The sequence below is a fragment of the Pseudomonas sp. JAI115 genome, from assembly GCF_014200835.1.
GTDB classification, from domain to species: domain Bacteria; phylum Pseudomonadota; class Gammaproteobacteria; order Pseudomonadales; family Pseudomonadaceae; genus Aquipseudomonas; species Aquipseudomonas putida_A.
The window spans coordinates 1-17,227 of record NZ_JACHCY010000008.1 but is presented as its reverse complement, the minus strand read 5'-3'; the positions used below and the strand labels follow the sequence as shown (position 1 = coordinate 17,227).

Genomic DNA, 17,227 nt, shown 5'->3' with positions numbered 1-17,227 from the left:
ACCGACGCGCCCTCCTCGCAGCGAGCCTCCATGAACCACAGCCTCGACCTCAGTCATCGCGATCCTGATTTGTTCGGTTTGCTTTACGGCTTCCGTTTTCGTCCCGGTGAACGTGGCCGCGAAGTCGATTCGGCGACCGCCCTGCGTTGTCTGCAAGACGACAGCGACAGTGATGAATTCCTCTGGCTGCACCTGAACCTGGCGCACGCCGCGTGCGAGCGCTGGATGAAAAGTCATCTGCAATTGCCCGAAGAATTCTTCGAGGCGCTGCACGAAGGTTCGCGCTCGACGCGCATCGAGCACGTGGACTCGGCGTTGCTGGCAGTGGTCAACGACGTGGTGTTCAACCTCAGCAGCATGGTGTCCTCGGACGTGTCGACGCTGTGGGTCTGTGTGCGCAGCAAACTGATCGTCAGCGCACGCCTGCAACCGCTGCACTCGGTGGACAAATTGCGTTCGTCGGTGAAGGCCGGCGAATGCTTTCGCTCACCGTCGGAACTGCTGGTGCATCTGCTGCGCGATCAGGGCGAAGTGCTGACGCAGATCGTGCGCAAGACCAGCATGAGCGTCGATCAGGTCGAGGACGAATTGCTCTCCTCACGGCTGTCGACCAACCGCGCCGAACTCGGCGCCAATCGCCGGGTGCTGGTGCGCCTGCAACGGCTGCTGGCGCTGGAGCCGGGATCCTTGCTGCGCCTGCTCAATCGTCCTCCGCCATGGCTGCAGAAGGAGGACGTCAAGGAGCTGCGCAAATCCACCGAGGAGTTCGCGCTGATCATCAACGACCTCACCGCCCTCGGCGAGCGGATCAAACTGCTCCAGGAAGAAATCGCCGCCAACCTCAACGAACAGAGCAACCGCACCCTGTTCACCTTGACCGTGGTCACGGTGCTGGCGTTGCCGATCAACATCATTGCCGGTTTCTTTGGCATGAACGTGGGGGGAGTGCCACTGGCGACGGATCCCGAGGGGTTCTGGATTCTGGTGGCGCTGGTCGCGACGTTTACCGTGATTGCCGGGCGCTGGGCGTTTCGCAAGCGTGGGGATTACTAACCACCAAACTTGATGTCCAGCACAGTTCCCCTGTGGGAGCGAGCCTGCTCGCGAATGCGATCTGTCATTCAACAATGACGATGACTGACACGCCGTCTTCGCGAGCAGGCTCGCTCCCACAGGGGACCTCATTGACCTTCAGATCGGTGGTCTGGTTATTCAGCCAAACACTGACCTGCCGCAGTCTCTCTGTAATATTTAGCAACGATCATGACCGACACTCCTTCCCTCGCTCAGGATTGTCCGCTCATGGCTACTCCCTCCCTGACCGCCCGCCAAGCCTCTGCCCCCAGCGGCAGGCCAGCCCTCGACAAGAAAACCGGCCCGTTCACCTACGTGATCTTTTTCGCGGTGCTCGCGATGGGGATGCTGTTCACCGCTTACAGCCTGATGCACGACATGCACGAGTTGGGCACCACTGTCACCACCTGGACCCCGTTCCTGCTGCTCGGCGTAGCGCTGCTGATTGCGCTGGGCTTTGAGTTCGTCAACGGTTTCCACGACACCGCCAACGCGGTCGCGACGGTGATCTATACGCACTCGCTGCCGCCGAATGTGGCGGTGGTCTGGTCGGGCTTCTTCAACTTCCTCGGGGTGTTGCTGTCCAGCGGCGCCGTGGCGTTCGGCATCATCGCCCTGCTGCCGGTGGAGCTGATTCTGCAGGTCGGTTCGTCCGCCGGTTTCGCGATGATCTTCGCCTTGCTGATCGCGGCGATCCTGTGGAACCTCGGCACCTGGTGGCTGGGCCTGCCGGCCTCCTCTTCCCACACCCTGATCGGTTCGATCATCGGCGTCGGCGTGGCCAATGCCTTGATGCACGGGCGCGACGGTACCAGCGGCGTGGACTGGGCGCAGGCGACCAAGATCGGTTACGCCCTGCTGCTGTCACCGCTGGTGGGCTTCGGCTGCGCGGCGCTGTTGCTGCTGGCCATGCGCGCCTTCATCAAGAATCGCGCGCTGTACAAGGCGCCGGAAGGCAACAACCCGCCACCGTGGTGGATTCGCGGTTTGCTGATCGCCACCTGCACCGGTGTGTCTTTCGCCCACGGCTCCAACGACGGGCAGAAAGGCATGGGCCTGATCATGCTGATTCTGGTTGGCACCTTGCCGATGGCTTACGCGTTGAACCGCACCATGCCCGCCGATCAGGCGCTGCAATTCGCTGCCGTCGCCGAAGTCACCCAGCAAGCGCTGGTGAAAAACACCCCGCTGCCAGCCCCGGTGGATCCGCGTCCGGTACTGTCCGATTACGTGCGCAGCAAGCAAGCCACGCCGCAACTGATCCCCGCCCTCGCCGCTCTCACCGGGCATATTGGCGAAGAGGTGAAAGGCTATGGCTCGCTGTCGAAAGTCCCGGCCGAGGCCATGGGCAACGTGCGTAACGACATGTACCTGGCCAGCGAAAGCATTCGCCTGATGGACAAAAACAAGGTCGGCAATTTCGACGCCGACACTACTGACAAACTGCAACTGTTCAAACAGCAGATCGACAACGCCACGCGCTTTATTCCGTTGTGGGTGAAGATTGCGGTGGCCATCGCTCTGGGCCTCGGCACCATGGTCGGCTGGAAACGGATTGTGGTGACAGTCGGCGAAAAAATCGGCAAGACCCACCTGACCTATGCCCAGGGCGCCTCAGCGGAAACCGTGGCGATGCTGACCATCGGCGCGGCGGACATGTTCGGTTTGCCGGTGTCGACCACCCACGTGCTGTCATCGGGCGTGGCCGGCACCATGGTCGCCAATGGCGGTGGTTTGCAGATGAAGACCATCCGCAATCTGCTGATGGCGTGGGTGCTGACCTTGCCGGCGGCGATTCTGCTGTCGGGCAGCCTGTACTGGCTGTTCACCCAGATCTTCTGATCGACTTAGATCCCTGTGGGAGCTGGCTTGCTCGCGAAAGCGTCAGGTCAGTCAACAATGATGCTGAATGGGCCGGCCTCTTCGTGAGCAAGCCCACTCCCACCCTGGATCGCGACCAGCCCCGAATACTTCAACCACCGCCCACCCCTGTGGGAGCGGGCTTGCTCGCGAAAGCGTCAGGTCAGTCAACAATGATCTGAATGGGCCGGCCTCTTCGTGGGCAAGCCCACTCCCACCCTGGATCGCGACCAGCCCCGAATACTTCACCCACCGCCCACCCCTGTGGGAGCGGGCTTGCTCGCGAAGGCGTCAGATCAGTCAACATCGATGCTGAATGGGCCGGCCTCTTCGTGGGCAAGCCCACTCCCACCCTGGATCGCGACCAGCCCCGAATACTTCACCCACCGCCACCCCTGTGGGAGCGGGCTTGCTCGCGAAGGCGTCAGGTCAGTCAACAATGATGCTGAATGGGCCGGCCTCTTCGTGGGCAAGCCCACTCCCACAGTTTGATTTGTGTCAGGCATTAGAGAGTGGAACGGATGACATCGCCCAACCACTCCATGAACACCCGCACCCGCAGCGGCAAATGCCGTTGCCGTGCATACAGGATTGAAATCGCCATCGCCGGCGCGGTGAACTGCGGCAGCACAGTCAGCAGCTCACCGGTGTCCAGATGGGGCTGCATGCCGGTGCGCGGCACCTGGATCAGGCCGAAGCCGCCCAGACAGGCCGACTCGTAAGCATCGGTGCTGTTGACCGTGACGCTGCCAGCCATCGGCAATCGCCGCACCTGTCCGTCCTGTTCATACACAAACCCTTCCGAGCGCGAACCGAGCACGCCGACGTAGTGCACCAGCCGATGCTGCGCCAGATCCTCCAGCGTCTGCGGCACGCCGTAGCGCTGAAGGTACGCCGGGCTGGCGCAGTTGATCATCGGGAAGTCGCCCAAGTGCCGCGCCACCACCGATTGATCCGGCTGCGCGCCGATGCGCACCACGCAATCGAAACCCTCGCTGAGCAGATCGACACGGCGGTCGGTGCTGCTGATTTCCAGTTCCAGATTCGGGTGGCGCGCCATGAACTCCGGCAGCAGCGGCATGATCAGGCGCCGCGCGAGGATGTTCGGCATGTCGACACGAATCCGCCCGCTCAGCGAGGCCGGATCCTGCCGAAACAGCCCCTCGATCTCATCCATGTGTGACAGCAGATCCTTGCTGCGCTCGTACAACACCAGACCGTCCTGAGTCGCCTGCACCTTGCGCGTGGTGCGTTGCAGCAGGCGGGTGCCGAGCAGGGTTTCCAGGGCCTGGACATGTTCGGAAACCGTCGAGCGCGGCAACCCGAGACTCTCGCCGGCCAGGGTGAAACTCGACAGTTCGCTGACCCGGACGAAGGTGCGCAGCAGTTCCAGTTTGTTCATGAGGACACCCGTTGATTGTTCGGCTGAGTCGATCAGTGATTCCGGTTTCAGTCTGTTTATCACCCCATGGCGGATAAATAAACTTTGCTCATCACCACTCAACGCAATCGAGGATTTCACATGAGCCGCAAAATCGCATTGATCACCGGTGCCAGCCGTGGCCTGGGCAAGAACGCCGCCCTGCACCTCGCCGCCGAAGGCGTGGACATCATCGGCACCTACAACAGCCGAGCCGATGAAGCCCAGGCGCTGGTGGCTGAACTGGAACAACGCGGCGCCAAAGCCGTGATGCTGCAACTGGACGTCGGTCGCAGCGAAACCTTTGCCGATTTCGCTTCGCGGGTTGAGCAGGCGTTGCAGCACTTTGATCGTCCGCGCTTCGACTTCCTGATCAACAACGCCGGGATCGGTGTGCACGCGGCGTTCGCCGAGACCACCCCGGAACAGTTCGACCTGCTGATGAATATCCAGCTCAAAGGGCCGTTCTTCCTGACTCAGCAACTGCTGCCGCTGATCAATGACGGCGGGCGCATCATCAACATTTCCAGCGGCCTGACCCGCTTCAGCCTGCCGGGCTATGCCGCCTACGCGGCGATGAAAGGCGCGATGGAAGTGCTGACCCGCTATCAGGCCAAGGAGCTGGGCGCGCGGCAGATCGGCGTGAACACACTGGCGCCGGGCGCCATCGAGACCGACTTTGGCGGCGGTGCGGTGCGCGACAACGCCGCGTTGAACGCGATGGTTGCGAGCAACACCGCACTGGGCCGCGCCGGGCAACCGGATGATATTGGGGGTGCGCTGTCGATGCTGCTGGCGCCGGGTGCGCAGTGGATCAACGGGCAGAGGGTCGAGGCGTCGGGCGGGATGTTCCTTTAAATCCCCCATTCACTAAAAACTTTCTTGGTGAGAGCCTCTGTGGCGAGGGGATTTATCCCCGATGGACTGCGCAGCAGGCCCTTCTTTTCTGGATAAAAAGAAGGGCCGCTACGCGCCCCATCGGGGATAAATCCCCTCGCCACAGGTTTTGCATTAGCCACAGGTTGTGCTTATCCCGCGCATACCCGGCGGGTCACGAGGCGCTCGCGCACCACGTCATAGCCCCAGTGATACACATAGGTGTACGGCAGGAAAAACAGCAGAACGCCGATGTCGAGCAAGAACGCCTGCCACAGGCTGACCGACAACCACCAGGCAATCAGCGGCACGCCCATCACGATCAATCCGCCCTCAAACAGCAGCGCATGGACCACCCGGGTCCAGGCGTTGTGCGCGATGTTCAGGCGCTTGAGCATGCGGTCGAAAAAGCCGTTGAACAGCACGTTCCACGCCAGCGCCAGCAGGGCAATCAGCACGGTCACCGCGCCCATGTCCAGCAGCGGTTTGTCCATGATCCACGCCAGTAACGGGGTACAGATCAAGATCGCCAGACACTCGAAACCGATGGCCTGGAAGATACGTTCAGTGATGGATTTGTTGCCAGTCATGGCCTGACTCCTTGAGTGAAGAGGGTTGCCATGATCGGCCACCACACCGATACTTCATAACCAATAACCATCGATCAAGGCGATAGTTCATGGCTTCGCAAGAAGTGCTGTTGGCGTTCGTGCAAGCGGCCACTCAGGGTTCGTTTTCGGCAGCGGCGCGCAAGCTGGGGCGCAGTCAGTCAACCATCAGTGCCGCAGTGGCCAGCCTGGAGATCGATCTGGATCTGATTCTGTTCGACCGCAGCAGCCGCAAACCGACGCTGACCCCGGCTGGCCATGTGATGCTGCAACGGGCCGAGGCGATTCTGGCGGCCACCAGTCGTATGGAAATGAGCGCCCGGCAACTGGCCCAAGGCGTTGAGCCGAAGCTGACCGTGGCGATTTCCGACACCTACCAGTCAGCGCGATTTGAAGCGGCACTGGTCGGCTTCGAGCAGCGTTATCCGGACCTGGAACTGGAATGCCTGATCGCCGAGTGTGACGACCTGATCGAGTTGGTCCAGCGTGGCCGCGCGCACCTGGCGTTTGCCGAAATGCAGGACACCTATCCACCGGATCTGGTGACCTCGACCGTCGCCGAGCGCACTGACCTGGCGCTGTTCGTCAAAGATGATCATGTGCTGACCCGTGTCGAACGGGTCGACCAGCAGGTGCTGGAGCAGCATCGCGAGTTGCGCCTGGCGACCATCGTCAATCCCTACGACAGCCGGGCGAAGGGCCGGGTGTGGTCGGCGCCGAGTTACCTGATGCTGATGGAAATGGCGGAGATGGGCTTTGGCTGGGCGGCGCTGCCGCGCTGGCTGGTGGCGCGTTTCGGTAATGGCTCGCTGGTGGAACTGACGGTGCGCGGCTGGCCGCGGCCGGTGTATGTCGATGCGTTGTGGTCGCGGCTGTATCCGCCGGGGCCGGCGGGGAGCTGGTTGCTGAGCAAGATGCTGGAATAGCGGCGCGCCCATTCGCGAGCAGGCTCGCTCCCACAGTTGGAATGCGCTCACCTGTGGGAGCGGGCTTGCTCGCGAAGGGGCCAGTATTGCCAATGAATTCCTCGGATCATTCCAGTTCGCTCAGCCGCCCCTCGATAAACCGCCGCTCCGGCTCTTGCCGGGTCAGTTCCAGTGCTCGCAAGTACGCCGCCCGCGCCTGCTCCACCCGGCCCAACTGCCGACAAAATTCCGCCCGCGCCGAATGCGCCAGGTGGTAATCCTGCAACTCGCCGCGATCCAGGATCCCCTCGATCAGCGTCAGCCCGGCCAGCGCCCCATCGCGCTTGGCCACCGCCACTGCGCGGTTCAACTCGATCACCGGCGACGGTACCGCGCGCAACAGCACGTCATACAGCCCGACGATCTGCTGCCAATCGGTTTCCGCCGCTGACGGCGCTTCGGCATGCACCGCGGCAATCGCCGCTTGCAGGCAATACGGCCCAAATCGCCGCGTGGTCAGCGCCCGCTCCACCAGCGCACAACCTTCGGCGATCAACCCGGCATCCCAGCGCGAGCGATCCTGGTCGTCCAGCAGGATCAATTCTCCACTGGGCGACGTGCGCGCCGGCCGCCGCGACTCATGCAACAACATCAACGCCAGCAGGCCCATGACCTCCGGTTCCGGCAGCAACTCCATCAGCAACCGCCCAAGCCGAATCGCCTCGCGAGTCAGATCTTCGCGGGTCAGCTCGGCGCCCATCGACGCCGAATAGCCTTCGTTGAACACCAGATAAATCACCCGCAGCACGCTGTCGAGGCGCTCGGGCAGTTCGCTCAGGCTCGGTACTTGATAAGGAATTCTGGCGTCGCGAATCTTCGCCTTGGCACGGACGATGCGCTGGGCAATCGCCGCCGGTGCCGAGAGAAACGCGCGGGCGATTTCCTCGGTGGTCAGGTCACAGACTTCACGCAGGGTCAGCGGCACTTGCGCATCCGCCGCCAGCGCCGGGTGACAGCAGGTGAAGATCAGCCGCAGGCGGTCGTCTTCCACGTCTTCGCCACTCCAGTCGGCCTGCTCCAGGTCTTCGAGCTGCGCCAGCAACAGCGGCTGCGAGGCCTTGAACCGGGCGCGCCGGCGCAATACATCGATGGCCTTGAAGCGCCCGGTGGACACCAGCCAGGTACGCGGATTGTCCGGCACACCGTCGCGCTGCCAGCGCTCGACCGCGACGAAGAACGCCTCGTGCAAGGCTTCTTCGGCGAGGTCGAAATCCCCGAGCAGACGAATCAGGGTCGCCAGAATCCGCCGCGAGTCTTCGCGATAGACCTGCTCGACCCGCGCCCGGACTTCAGACATTCAACTGCCGCACCGGACGCACTTCAACGCTGCCGACCCGGGCCGCCGGAATGTTACCGGCGACCTGAATCGCTTCGTTGAGATCCTTGGCATCGATCAGGTAAAACCCGGCCAGTTGCTCCTTGGTTTCAGCGAACGGGCCATCGGTGATCGACAGCTTGCCGTTGCGCATGCGCACGGTGGTCGCAGTCTGCACCGACTCCAGCGCTTCGGCCGCGACCATCCGCCCGCTGCCCTGAATCGACTCGGCGTAGGCCCAGCACTCGGCGTCTTCCGGGCTGTCGGGCGAGGTGTGCAGCAGGCGCTCATCGCTGTAGACCAGGCATAAATACTTCATGGTTTTCTCCTGATTCGAACGGATCAACTATGGCTGAAGATCAGGGTTGCACATCGAACAGCGTGCTGCCGCTCATCGGATCGAACGGTGCCGACCAGTGCTCGTGAGCGATCTTCCACGTCCCGCCGACCTGCCGATAGCACGCGGTGGCGCGCATCCAGCAGCTCTGGGTTTCACCCTTGTCGTTGGTGCCGCCGCAATGCGTCACCCAATGGGCGAAGGCGAGGTTGTCGGCGGTCTCGATGGCGATCTCGTGAAACTCGAAAACGTGCGGGCCGGAACACATCTCCATGCAGGCTTCCCAGTGGGCACGGTAGGCCGCTTTGCCCTTGAATTGCAGGGCCTTGATCGCATCGAAGGAGACGATGTCGTCGGTGTACAACGTCATGACCTTGTCGACGTTCTTGGTCATTACCGCGTCGCGGTAGGTATTGATCAGGGTCTGGATTTCAGTCTGTGCGCTCATGGTGTTCTCCGTGGTTTTTGTGGTGAAGACACCCTTAGTCGTTCGGCCATCGTACGGATCGACAGACGAAACAAAAAATTTCCGCCGAACACAAAATCGCTAGAATCCGAGGCTCATTTTTGTAGGAAAAAGGAAATTCCCGTGTCAGCCCAACTCGTGCCGTACGACAGCCTGAACGCGTTGCAGCGTCAGCAGGTCGAGGCGATTGAAATCCATCCCGAGCAGATCAAGTTCTCCGGCGACATCCATGGCGCGTTGCACACGCTGCTGTCCAGACCCGGCCCCGGCGTCAAAGGTTTCGCGCTGCTGGCCGATCAGGTGCCGGTGGCTTTTCTGCTGCTCAAGCGCCCACCGGTGTTGCCGGACTGGGCCGATGAACACAGCGCCACCCTGCACGCCTTGCAGGTCGATCACCGGGCGCAGGGCAAAGGTTACGGCAAGGCCTGCCTGCAAGCGTTGCCCGAGGTGGCGCGTGAAGCATGGCCGGAGATCAAGGGGCTGGAACTGTCGGTGGATGCCGATAACGACGCGGCGATCGCCCTGTACGCCAGATACGGTTTCGTCGACAGCGGCGAAGCGTACAAGGGCCGAATTGGTTACGAGCGGCGCATGGGGCTGTTTTTCTGAAATCATCGAGGGAGAGAAGATGATCGATTCAATCGAAGCACTGGAAGCTATTTACGGCCTGCCCCACGACCGCGCGGTGCGCAAGCAGATCGGTTTTCTCAACGAGGATTATCAGGCGATGGTGCGCCTCTCGCCGCTGGTGATCGTCAGCTCGGTGGGCGCCGACGGTCTCGACAATTCGCCGCGCGGTGACAAAGCCGGGTTCGTGCGGATCATTGACCAAAACACCCTGGCCCTGCCGGACCGCCCGGGCAACAACCGCATCGATACCCTGCGCAATGTGCTGCACGATCCTCGGGTGTCGCTGCTGTTCATCATTCCGGGCATTGGTGAGACGTTGCGGGTCAATGGCACCGCGACCATCAGCGCCGATCCTGAGCTGCTGGAAAGCTTTGCGGTGAATGGCAAACCGGCGAAAACGGTGTTGCTGGTGACGGTAGAGGCAGCGTTTTTCCACTGCTCGAAAGCCTTTGTGCGCTCTGACGCCTGGAACCCGGAAACCCACCTGCCGCGCTCGGCCCTGCCCTCTGCCGGCGCTTTCCACAAGCGCCTGAATGACGGGCAGTTTGACGCCGAGACCTACGACCGCGAAGCACCGAAAAGAGTAAGCGACACTCTCTACTGAACGGGGAACTCAAAACGCCACAACCCTCTGTGGGAGCGAGCCTGCTCGCGAAAGCGTCATATCAGTCAACAAATTGGTTGGTTGACACGCCCTCTTCGCGAGCAGGCTCGCTCCCACAGTTTTGAACGGGTTGAATCAGAGAGTAAGAATCATCTCGTGCCACGCCATCCCGCCGTGGTCGGACTCCGACGGCTTGATGTAGGCAAAGCCGAACCCGGCGTACAGCGGAATGTGCTTCTCCTTGCACATCAGATGAATCGTCGCCTTGTCCATCCCGCGCATGCGCTCGATGAACTCGGCCATCAGTCGCTTGGCCAAACCCTGGCCCTGATAGTCCGGGTGCACCACCACCGACATGATCACCACGTTCGGCCCTTGCGGATCGTGACCGATCAGCTCCTTGAACGCCTCGTCGGACATCTGCACATCAAACGCCGCGCCCGAGTTGATGAACCCGGCTACTACGCCGTCTACTTCGGCGACGATGAAACCCTCGGGCCAGGTGGCGATGCGCGTGGCGATCTTCTCGCGAGTGGCGGCTTCATCGCCTTCGTAGGCAACGGTTTCGATCGCGTAGCAGCGATCCAGGTCGGCGGCGGTGACGTTGCGGATGACGGTGTTCATGGCAGCTCGAAAATCAACGGAGAAAAGTGCGCAAAGCATAAAGGAATAAGGTGTTCATATCGATCCGCGCGGGGGGCGTAAAGCCTGCGTATAAGCGCTTTTCTTCGTGCCGGCGACGGGCTATTCCTGCGGTGTGTCTCTGATCACCCTTGGGGGTAACCGCTTATGAGCAGCGTTGAAATCGGCCTGTTGATGGTGTTGGGCATCAGTACGTTCGGCTTTATCACCCTGGGCATCGACCTGTTGCGGGCGCGACGGCTGGGCAAGGGCAAACGCGGTTGAACAACATGAGGCGGATCAGCGATCCGCCTCAGCGTTATTGGTTCAGGCTTTGCTGTCGACCGGCACGCAGATTTCCAGTTTGCCGGTGTGCAGTCGCGGATTGAAATCGGCGCTGTAGCGCTCCAGCTCCGGGGCATTCAGTTCCACGTAGTGAGAGGTCGGCAGCCAGGTCTTGTAGATGTATTGCAGGGTTTGCGGCAACTGGTCGAGCGGTCCCTTGTGCTCGAACACCGCGTACTGCCGGGGCAGCACTTCGACCCACTGGTAAACCTTCTGGTCGAGGTCGTCGAGCTTGCTGATTTCCACCCCGGCGATGTAATCGAAGCCACCCTGGCCGTCGAAATTGCTACAGACGCCGTAGGTCACTTCGTTTTTTTGTCCCTGTATCTTTCCCAGGTGCGGCAAGAACTTTTCCCACAGCGCGGGGATGTCCTTGGCAGTGTCCTGGGTAAATCGACCACGAAATCCCGCGATCAGCAGGAAGTGTCCATGTTCGAAGCGAGGTTCCGCCACTTCGACGCGTTTTTGCTCATCCATGACTCGACTCCTGGAACAAAAGTAGGGGTTCGGCTGCTGAGTATAGAAGCCAAACCCGATTCGCAATGTCACAAGGCGTGCAACTGGTCGGCAGCGCCGGAGCCAACGAACTCGTTATAACCGGATACGATCACGTAAACCGCGAAATAGCAGAAGATCGCCGCCGATGCCATGTAGGAGTAGCGCAATAGCTTGTCGCCGAGCAACTTGCCGCCGTGGCTTGCGGCAAAGCACAGACCGGCCGACCACAGCAGGCCGGCGCAGAGAAAACCGCCGAGAAACAGCGCCGAGCTGAGCGGGCCGCCGCCACCGGAACGGGCGATCAGGGTGCCGCCAACCGCGGCGAACCACAGAATCGCGCTAGGCGAGGACATAGCGAGGAAGATCCCTCGGAAGAATTCCTTGCGATGGGAGTTCTGCCCCACCTCCGCCGTCGCCGCCAACTGCGCTTCGTGGTGAATCGCCGAATAGATCATCTTCGCCGCAAAGTAGATCAGCAGCGCAGACCCGCCGATCCACAGCACCCAGCGCACGCTTTCGTACTGCAGCAACACGGTCATCCCGGCCAGCGCCAGCACCGCGTAGATCAGGTCGCCGACGCAAGTGCCGAGGCCCAGCGCGAAGCCCTGAAAGTAACCGCGCTGCATCGCCAGGGTGATCATCGCGATGTTGGCTACGCCGATGTCCAGGCACAGCGAAAGGCTCAGCAAGAAGCCGCTGGTGAATTCCATTAAGCATTTCCTTGGAAAAAATTATTGTCGTGCACGCTGGACAGTCTGCCATCGCTGCCCTTATCTTCCGCCACAGGTCACCGCAGTGACCAGCGTCGCTCGGACGGTTCCGGGCGCTTACGTTATCCGAGGCAACAATGGCTGAACAAGGTTCGCCGCGCCGCTTTGCGCGCATAGATCGACTCCCCCCTTACGTTTTCAACATCACCGCCGAGCTGAAGATGGCCGCGCGGCGTCGTGGTGAAGACATCATCGACTTGAGCATGGGCAACCCCGACGGGGCCACGCCGCCGCACATCGTCGAAAAACTGGTGCAGGTGGCACAACGCGAAGACACCCACGGTTACTCCACCTCCAAGGGCATTCCGCGCCTGCGCCGGGCGATTTCCAACTGGTACAAGGAACGCTACGCGGTCGATATCGACCCGGAAAGCGAAGCCATTGTCACCATCGGTTCCAAGGAAGGCCTGGCGCACTTGATGCTGGCCACCCTGGATCAGGGCGACACGGTGCTGGTGCCGAACCCGAGTTACCCGATTCACATCTACGGCGCGGTGATTGCCGGCGCCCAGGTGCGTTCGGTACCGCTGGTGCCGGGCGTGGACTTCTTCGATGAACTGGAGCGGGCGATTCGCGGTTCGATCCCCAAGCCGAAAATGATGATCCTCGGTTTCCCGTCCAACCCTACCGCACAATGCGTGGAGCTGGATTTCTTCGAACGGGTGATCGCCCTCGCCAAGCAGTACGACGTACTGGTGATTCACGACCTGGCTTACGCCGATATCGTCTACGACGGCTGGAAAGCCCCGTCGATCATGCAGGTGCCCGGCGCCAAGGACATTGCGGTGGAGTTTTTCACCTTGTCCAAGAGCTACAACATGGCCGGCTGGCGCATCGGTTTCATGGTCGGCAACCCGGAGCTGGTCAACGCCCTGGCGCGGATCAAGAGCTATCACGACTACGGCACCTTCACTCCGCTGCAAGTGGCGGCGATTGCCGCGCTGGAAGGCGATCAGCAATGCGTGCGCGACATCGCCGAGCAGTATCGCCAGCGCCGCAACGTGCTGGTCAAAGGCCTGCATGAACTGGGCTGGATGGTCGAGAATCCGAAGGCGTCGATGTACGTCTGGGCGAAGATTCCCGAGGCGTACGCGCATCTGGGTTCGCTGGAATTCGCCAAGAAGCTGCTGGCCGAGGCCAAGGTCTGCGTCTCGCCGGGGGTGGGTTTTGGTGAGTATGGCGATGATCACGTGCGCTTCGCGCTGATCGAGAACCAGGACCGGATTCGTCAGGCGGTGCGCGGGATTCGCGGGATGTTCCGGGCGGATGGCTTAGTCACCAAAACTGGCGCCTGACACCTGCCCCCTGTGGGAGCGAGCCTGCTCGCGAAAGCGGTCTATCAGTCAACATATTGGTTGTCTGACATGGCCTCTTCGCGAGCAGGCTCGCTCCCACATTGGTTTTGGGTGAACCCTAAAATCAGCGCACAAAAAAACCGCATCACTGCGGTTTTTTTGTGTCTGTGTGATCGCTTAAACGAACAGCGACAACAGCAGGATAAAGCCCAGGCCCACCACCGACAGGATGGTTTCCATCGCGGTCCAGGTCTTGAAGGTTTCGGCCACGGTCATGTTGAAGTACTGCTTCACCAGCCAGAAACCGGCGTCGTTCACATGGGACAGGATCAACGACCCGGCACCGGTGGCCAGCACCAGCAGCTCACGGTTGACGCCCGGAATCATCCCCACCACCGGCACCACGATGCCCGCGCCCGTGATAGTCGCCACGGTGGCCGAACCGGTAGCGATACGAATCACCGCCGCCACCAGCCACGCCAGCAGGATCGGCGAAATCTGCGCGCTGACCGCCATGTGGCCGATCACGTCGCCCACACCACTGGTCACCAGCATCTGCTTGAAGCCACCACCGGCACCGATGATCAGGATGATCGCGGCGGTTGGCGCCAGGCTCGCGTCCAGCCACTTGAGCATCTGCTGCGAACCGATGCCCTGCTTGTGACCGAAGGTGTACAGCGACAGCAGCAACGCCAGCAGCAGTGCCGAGATCGGGTGACCGATCATGTCCATCCAGGTGCGGAAGAAGTGACCGTCCGGCAGCGCCACGTCAGCGAAGGTTTTCAGCAGCATCAGGAACACCGGCAGCAGCACGGTGATCAGGGTGATGCTGAAGCTCGGCAACTTGGTTGAGTCGTCGCTTTCACGGGCCAGTTGATCGACCAGCTCCTGATTCGGCGTGCCGGGAATGTGCTTGGCGATGAAGGTACCGAAGATCGGACCGGCGATGATTGCGGTCGGCAGCGCAACGATCAGACCGTAGAGGATGGTCTTGCCGATGTCGGCGCCGAACACCCCGATCGCCAGCAGCGGGCCCGGGTGCGGCGGCACCAGACCGTGTACGGCGGACAGGCCGGCGAGCAGCGGGATACCGATCTTGATGATCGACACACCGGTGCGGCGGGCAACGATGAACACCAGCGGAATCAGCAGCACGAAGCCGATTTCGAAGAACAGCGGGATACCGACGAGGAACGCGGCGAACATCATTGCCCACTGCACTTTGTCCTTGCCGAAGGCGCGGATCAGTGTCTGGGCGATCTGATCGGCACCACCGGATTCGGCCATCATTTTGCCGAGCATGGTGCCCAGCGCGAGGATGATGCCGACGAAACCGAGCACACCACCGAAGCCGTCCTGGAACGCCTTGATGATGGTGCCGATCGGCATGCCGGACGTCAGGCCGAGGAACGCGGCCGCGATGGTCAGCGAGATAAAGGGGTGAATCTTGAATTTGGTGATCAGGATAATCAGGCCGATTACCGTGACCACTGCATCGAGCAGCAGGTAGGCGTCGTGGGACATGCCAAACATTGGGGGTGTCTCCTGGCTTGTTGTTGTTATTAAAGCGGGTTAAACAGAATTCGTGAGGACAGCGCTAGCTCTTTCAACACACTCATACCGCCTGTTTCAAACCGTGGGCCTGCCACCAGACGTGCGCCTGGGCCGCCAGTTCTTCAACGCTGTGGATCGAAGCATTCAGCGCCAGGGTCAACGGCTCACCTACCGGCGATTCGAGGGTGGCGAACTGGCTTTCGATCAACGTTGCCGGCATAAAGTGGCCAGGACGATGCGATACGCGGTCGGCGGCGACTTCAGGGGTCAGCTCAAGAAACACGAAGCCCAGGCCCGGCAAGGCACTGCGTAGCACTTCGCGATAACTGTGTTTAAGGGCAGAGCAGGTCAGCACCGGGCGTTTACCCGATGCATCGACGCGACGCAGTTCATCGCACAGGCTGTCGAGCCAGCCGGCACGGTCGTCGTCGTTCAGGGGGATCCCCGCGCTCATCTTTTCGATGTTGGCGGCCGGATGAAAAGTATCGCCTTCAATGGCAGTGGCGCCGCTCAATTGGCACAGGGCCTCGCTGACGCACGTCTTGCCGCAACCGGCAACGCCCATGATGACCAGGGCGGTGATGGGATGACTCATATAACACCTCAGCGCGCAGACAGCGCTACCTTTGCTAGCTATGACTCTAGTGCACAGGCAGAAGTTGCCGACGCCTTCTTGTCGTTTTTTTGGGTTGCAGCAGGTTTGTTCCCAACGCCAAAAAGCGAAGATCAGGCAGGACCTCGCTTACGCATTTGCAGCTGCATCAGGACAGCGCTACCTTAGTGCCTTGATTTTTGTTTGGCAAGCCGCCCGATGACCACCCCTAAAAACGATAAAAACACTCGCACCACCGGCCGTCCCACCCTTAATGAAGTTGCCCGCCTCGCCGGCGTGAGCCCGATTACCGCCTCCCGCGCCTTGCGCGGAGTCAGCACGGTGGCCACGGAGCTGGTGGAAAAAGTGCAGAAAGCCGCCAGTGAACTCAACTACGTGGTCAACCCTGCCGCCCGCGCATTGGCCTCGGCGCAGAGCCATTCAGTGGTGGTGCTGGTGCCATCGCTGTCCAACCTGTTGTTCATCGATACGCTGGAAGCCATTCATCGGGTGCTGACACCCAAGGGCTTCGAAGTGCTGATCGGCAACTTCCACTATTCGCGCGATGAAGAAGAGAACCTGCTGCGCAACTACATGGCTTATCAGCCGCGTGGTTTGCTGCTGACCGGGTTTGATCGCACGGAAAGTTCGCGGCGGATGATCGAGGCCAGCAATATTCCCTGCGTGTACATGATGGAACTGGACAGCGCTGCCGGCGTGAATTGTGTGGGTTTCTCGCAGCTCAATGCCGGCGAAACGGCTGCCGAACATTTGCTCTCGCGCGGTCGCAAGCGTCTGGCCTACATCGGTGCGCAACTGGATCAGCGCACCTTGTTGCGCGGTGAAGGTTTCCGCAAAGCCCTGCAGAAGGCCGGGCGCTACGACCCGGATCTGGAAGTGCTGACGCCGCGCTCCTCGTCCGTGGGCCTTGGCGGTGAGCTGTTTCTGCAACTGCTGGCGGCGCATCCGGATGTGGATGCGATCTTCTTCGGCAACGACGACCTGGCGCAGGGTGCGCTGCTGGAGGCGCTGCGCAACGGGATCAAGATCCCCGAGCAGGTGGCGATTCTCGGCTTCAACGATTTGCCGATGTCCGAACACATGGTGCCGCGCCTGAGCAGCATCAACACCCCACGCGAGGCGATCGGCCGGCGTGCGGCGGAGCAAATGTTGACGTTGATGGCGGGCAACAGCGTGGCGCGGCCCGTTGAGGATATGGGTTTTGAACTGAAGATTCGCGAGAGTACATAGTCACCCAAGAATTCTGTGATGCGTCACAGATGCTGGATTGAAACTCACCCCTTGTGGGAGATTCTATGTTGCTCAGCAACCCTAGAATCTCAAACTGATCGGTATTCGCCCTGATTCTTCATCAGGGTGAATGCCACTCGGCAGAG

General features: G+C 61.0%; 18 protein-coding genes. 8 read left to right on the top strand and 10 right to left on the bottom strand.

Annotated features, from left to right (window positions below):
- Positions 1–30: 30 nt before the first annotated feature.
- Both HDC30_RS18510 and HDC30_RS18505 read left to right on the top strand, forming a co-directional pair.
- A complete protein-coding gene (locus HDC30_RS18510) occupies positions 31–1,053 on the top strand; it encodes a transporter (protein ID WP_183784307.1) in 1,023 nt (340 codons plus the stop codon).
- Positions 1,054–1,302: 249 nt separating this feature from the next.
- Positions 1,303–2,916: an inorganic phosphate transporter gene (locus HDC30_RS18505; protein WP_003227350.1), complete on the top strand. Its 1,614-nt coding sequence runs from the start codon at positions 1,303–1,305 to the stop codon at positions 2,914–2,916.
- Positions 2,917–3,439: 523 nt separating this feature from the next.
- Here the strand turns inward: HDC30_RS18505 and HDC30_RS18500 are convergent.
- Positions 3,440–4,336, bottom strand: coding sequence for a LysR family transcriptional regulator (locus HDC30_RS18500; protein ID WP_183784305.1), 897 nt, complete (start codon positions 4,334–4,336; stop codon positions 3,440–3,442).
- A gap of 120 nt (positions 4,337–4,456) precedes the next feature.
- Here HDC30_RS18500 and HDC30_RS18495 point away from each other — a divergent pair, with 120 nt between their 5' ends.
- On the top strand, positions 4,457–5,212 hold the full coding sequence (locus HDC30_RS18495) for an SDR family NAD(P)-dependent oxidoreductase (RefSeq protein ID WP_115989067.1): 756 nt from the start codon (positions 4,457–4,459) through the stop codon (positions 5,210–5,212).
- A 170-nt stretch (positions 5,213–5,382) separates the two neighbouring features.
- On the opposite strand, the gene HDC30_RS18490 is transcribed toward HDC30_RS18495, so the two are convergent.
- Positions 5,383–5,820, bottom strand: a complete 438-nt coding sequence (locus HDC30_RS18490; RefSeq protein WP_183784303.1) for a multidrug/biocide efflux PACE transporter — start codon at positions 5,818–5,820, stop codon at positions 5,383–5,385.
- A gap of 89 nt (positions 5,821–5,909) precedes the next feature.
- Between HDC30_RS18490 and HDC30_RS18485 the strand changes: the two genes are divergently transcribed.
- On the top strand, positions 5,910–6,764 hold the full coding sequence (locus tag HDC30_RS18485; protein WP_134787152.1) for a LysR family transcriptional regulator: 855 nt from the start codon (positions 5,910–5,912) through the stop codon (positions 6,762–6,764).
- Between the two features lie 106 nt (positions 6,765–6,870).
- On the opposite strand, the gene HDC30_RS18480 is transcribed toward HDC30_RS18485, so the two are convergent.
- Genes HDC30_RS18480 through HDC30_RS18470 form a run of 3 tightly spaced genes read right to left on the bottom strand, consistent with a single transcriptional unit; the run spans position 6,871 to position 8,903 of the window.
- Positions 6,871–8,100 carry an RNA polymerase sigma factor gene (locus HDC30_RS18480; protein ID WP_183784301.1) on the bottom strand — a complete coding sequence of 410 codons (1,230 nt, stop codon included), beginning with the start codon at positions 8,098–8,100 and terminating at the stop codon, positions 6,871–6,873.
- Positions 8,093–8,437, bottom strand: coding sequence for a YciI family protein (locus tag HDC30_RS18475; protein ID WP_007969364.1), 345 nt, complete (start codon positions 8,435–8,437; stop codon positions 8,093–8,095). The genes HDC30_RS18480 and HDC30_RS18475 overlap by 8 nt, the downstream gene beginning before the upstream one ends.
- 40 nt (positions 8,438–8,477) lie before the next feature.
- Positions 8,478–8,903, bottom strand: coding sequence for a nuclear transport factor 2 family protein (locus HDC30_RS18470; RefSeq protein ID WP_027612596.1), 426 nt, complete (start codon positions 8,901–8,903; stop codon positions 8,478–8,480).
- Between the two features lie 141 nt (positions 8,904–9,044).
- Between HDC30_RS18470 and HDC30_RS18465 the strand changes: the two genes are divergently transcribed.
- Together HDC30_RS18465 and HDC30_RS18460 are read left to right on the top strand one after the other, a co-directional pair.
- The gene (locus HDC30_RS18465; RefSeq protein ID WP_183784299.1) at positions 9,045–9,530 is read left to right on the top strand and encodes an N-acetyltransferase; all 486 of its coding nucleotides are present in this window, start codon (positions 9,045–9,047) and stop codon (positions 9,528–9,530) included.
- 19 nt (positions 9,531–9,549) lie between these two features.
- Complete coding sequence (locus HDC30_RS18460) at positions 9,550–10,155, top strand: pyridoxamine 5'-phosphate oxidase family protein (protein ID WP_095137084.1); 606 nt, start codon at positions 9,550–9,552, stop codon at positions 10,153–10,155.
- 135 nt (positions 10,156–10,290) lie between these two features.
- Here the strand turns inward: HDC30_RS18460 and HDC30_RS18455 are convergent, their stop codons facing one another.
- From HDC30_RS18455 to HDC30_RS18445, 3 genes are all read right to left on the bottom strand, one after another.
- Positions 10,291–10,779 (bottom strand): GNAT family N-acetyltransferase, encoded by a 489-nt coding sequence (locus HDC30_RS18455; RefSeq protein ID WP_097085884.1) that lies wholly within the window; start codon positions 10,777–10,779, stop codon positions 10,291–10,293.
- 324 nt (positions 10,780–11,103) lie between these two features.
- Entirely contained in the window at positions 11,104–11,598 is a 495-nt protein-coding gene (locus HDC30_RS18450) for a GyrI-like domain-containing protein (RefSeq protein WP_096795048.1), read from the bottom strand.
- A gap of 68 nt (positions 11,599–11,666) precedes the next feature.
- Positions 11,667–12,329: a LysE family translocator gene (locus tag HDC30_RS18445; RefSeq protein WP_007969355.1), complete on the bottom strand. Its 663-nt coding sequence runs from the start codon at positions 12,327–12,329 to the stop codon at positions 11,667–11,669.
- Positions 12,330–12,466: 137 nt separating this feature from the next.
- On the opposite strand from HDC30_RS18445, the gene alaC reads away from it, so the two are divergent.
- Positions 12,467–13,684, top strand: a complete 1,218-nt coding sequence (gene alaC / locus HDC30_RS18440) for an alanine transaminase (RefSeq protein ID WP_183784297.1) — start codon at positions 12,467–12,469, stop codon at positions 13,682–13,684.
- A 177-nt stretch (positions 13,685–13,861) separates the two neighbouring features.
- Here the strand turns inward: alaC and HDC30_RS18435 are convergent, their stop codons facing one another.
- Together HDC30_RS18435 and HDC30_RS18430 are read right to left on the bottom strand one after the other, a co-directional pair.
- Positions 13,862–15,217: a GntP family permease gene (locus HDC30_RS18435; protein ID WP_097085886.1), complete on the bottom strand. Its 1,356-nt coding sequence runs from the start codon at positions 15,215–15,217 to the stop codon at positions 13,862–13,864.
- Between the two features lie 82 nt (positions 15,218–15,299).
- Positions 15,300–15,833, bottom strand: coding sequence for a gluconokinase (locus HDC30_RS18430; RefSeq protein ID WP_027612589.1), 534 nt, complete (start codon positions 15,831–15,833; stop codon positions 15,300–15,302).
- A 216-nt stretch (positions 15,834–16,049) separates the two neighbouring features.
- Between HDC30_RS18430 and HDC30_RS18425 the strand changes: the two genes are divergently transcribed.
- Positions 16,050–17,081, top strand: a complete 1,032-nt coding sequence (locus tag HDC30_RS18425; protein WP_183784295.1) for a LacI family DNA-binding transcriptional regulator — start codon at positions 16,050–16,052, stop codon at positions 17,079–17,081.
- The last annotated feature ends 146 nt before the right edge of the window (positions 17,082–17,227 follow it).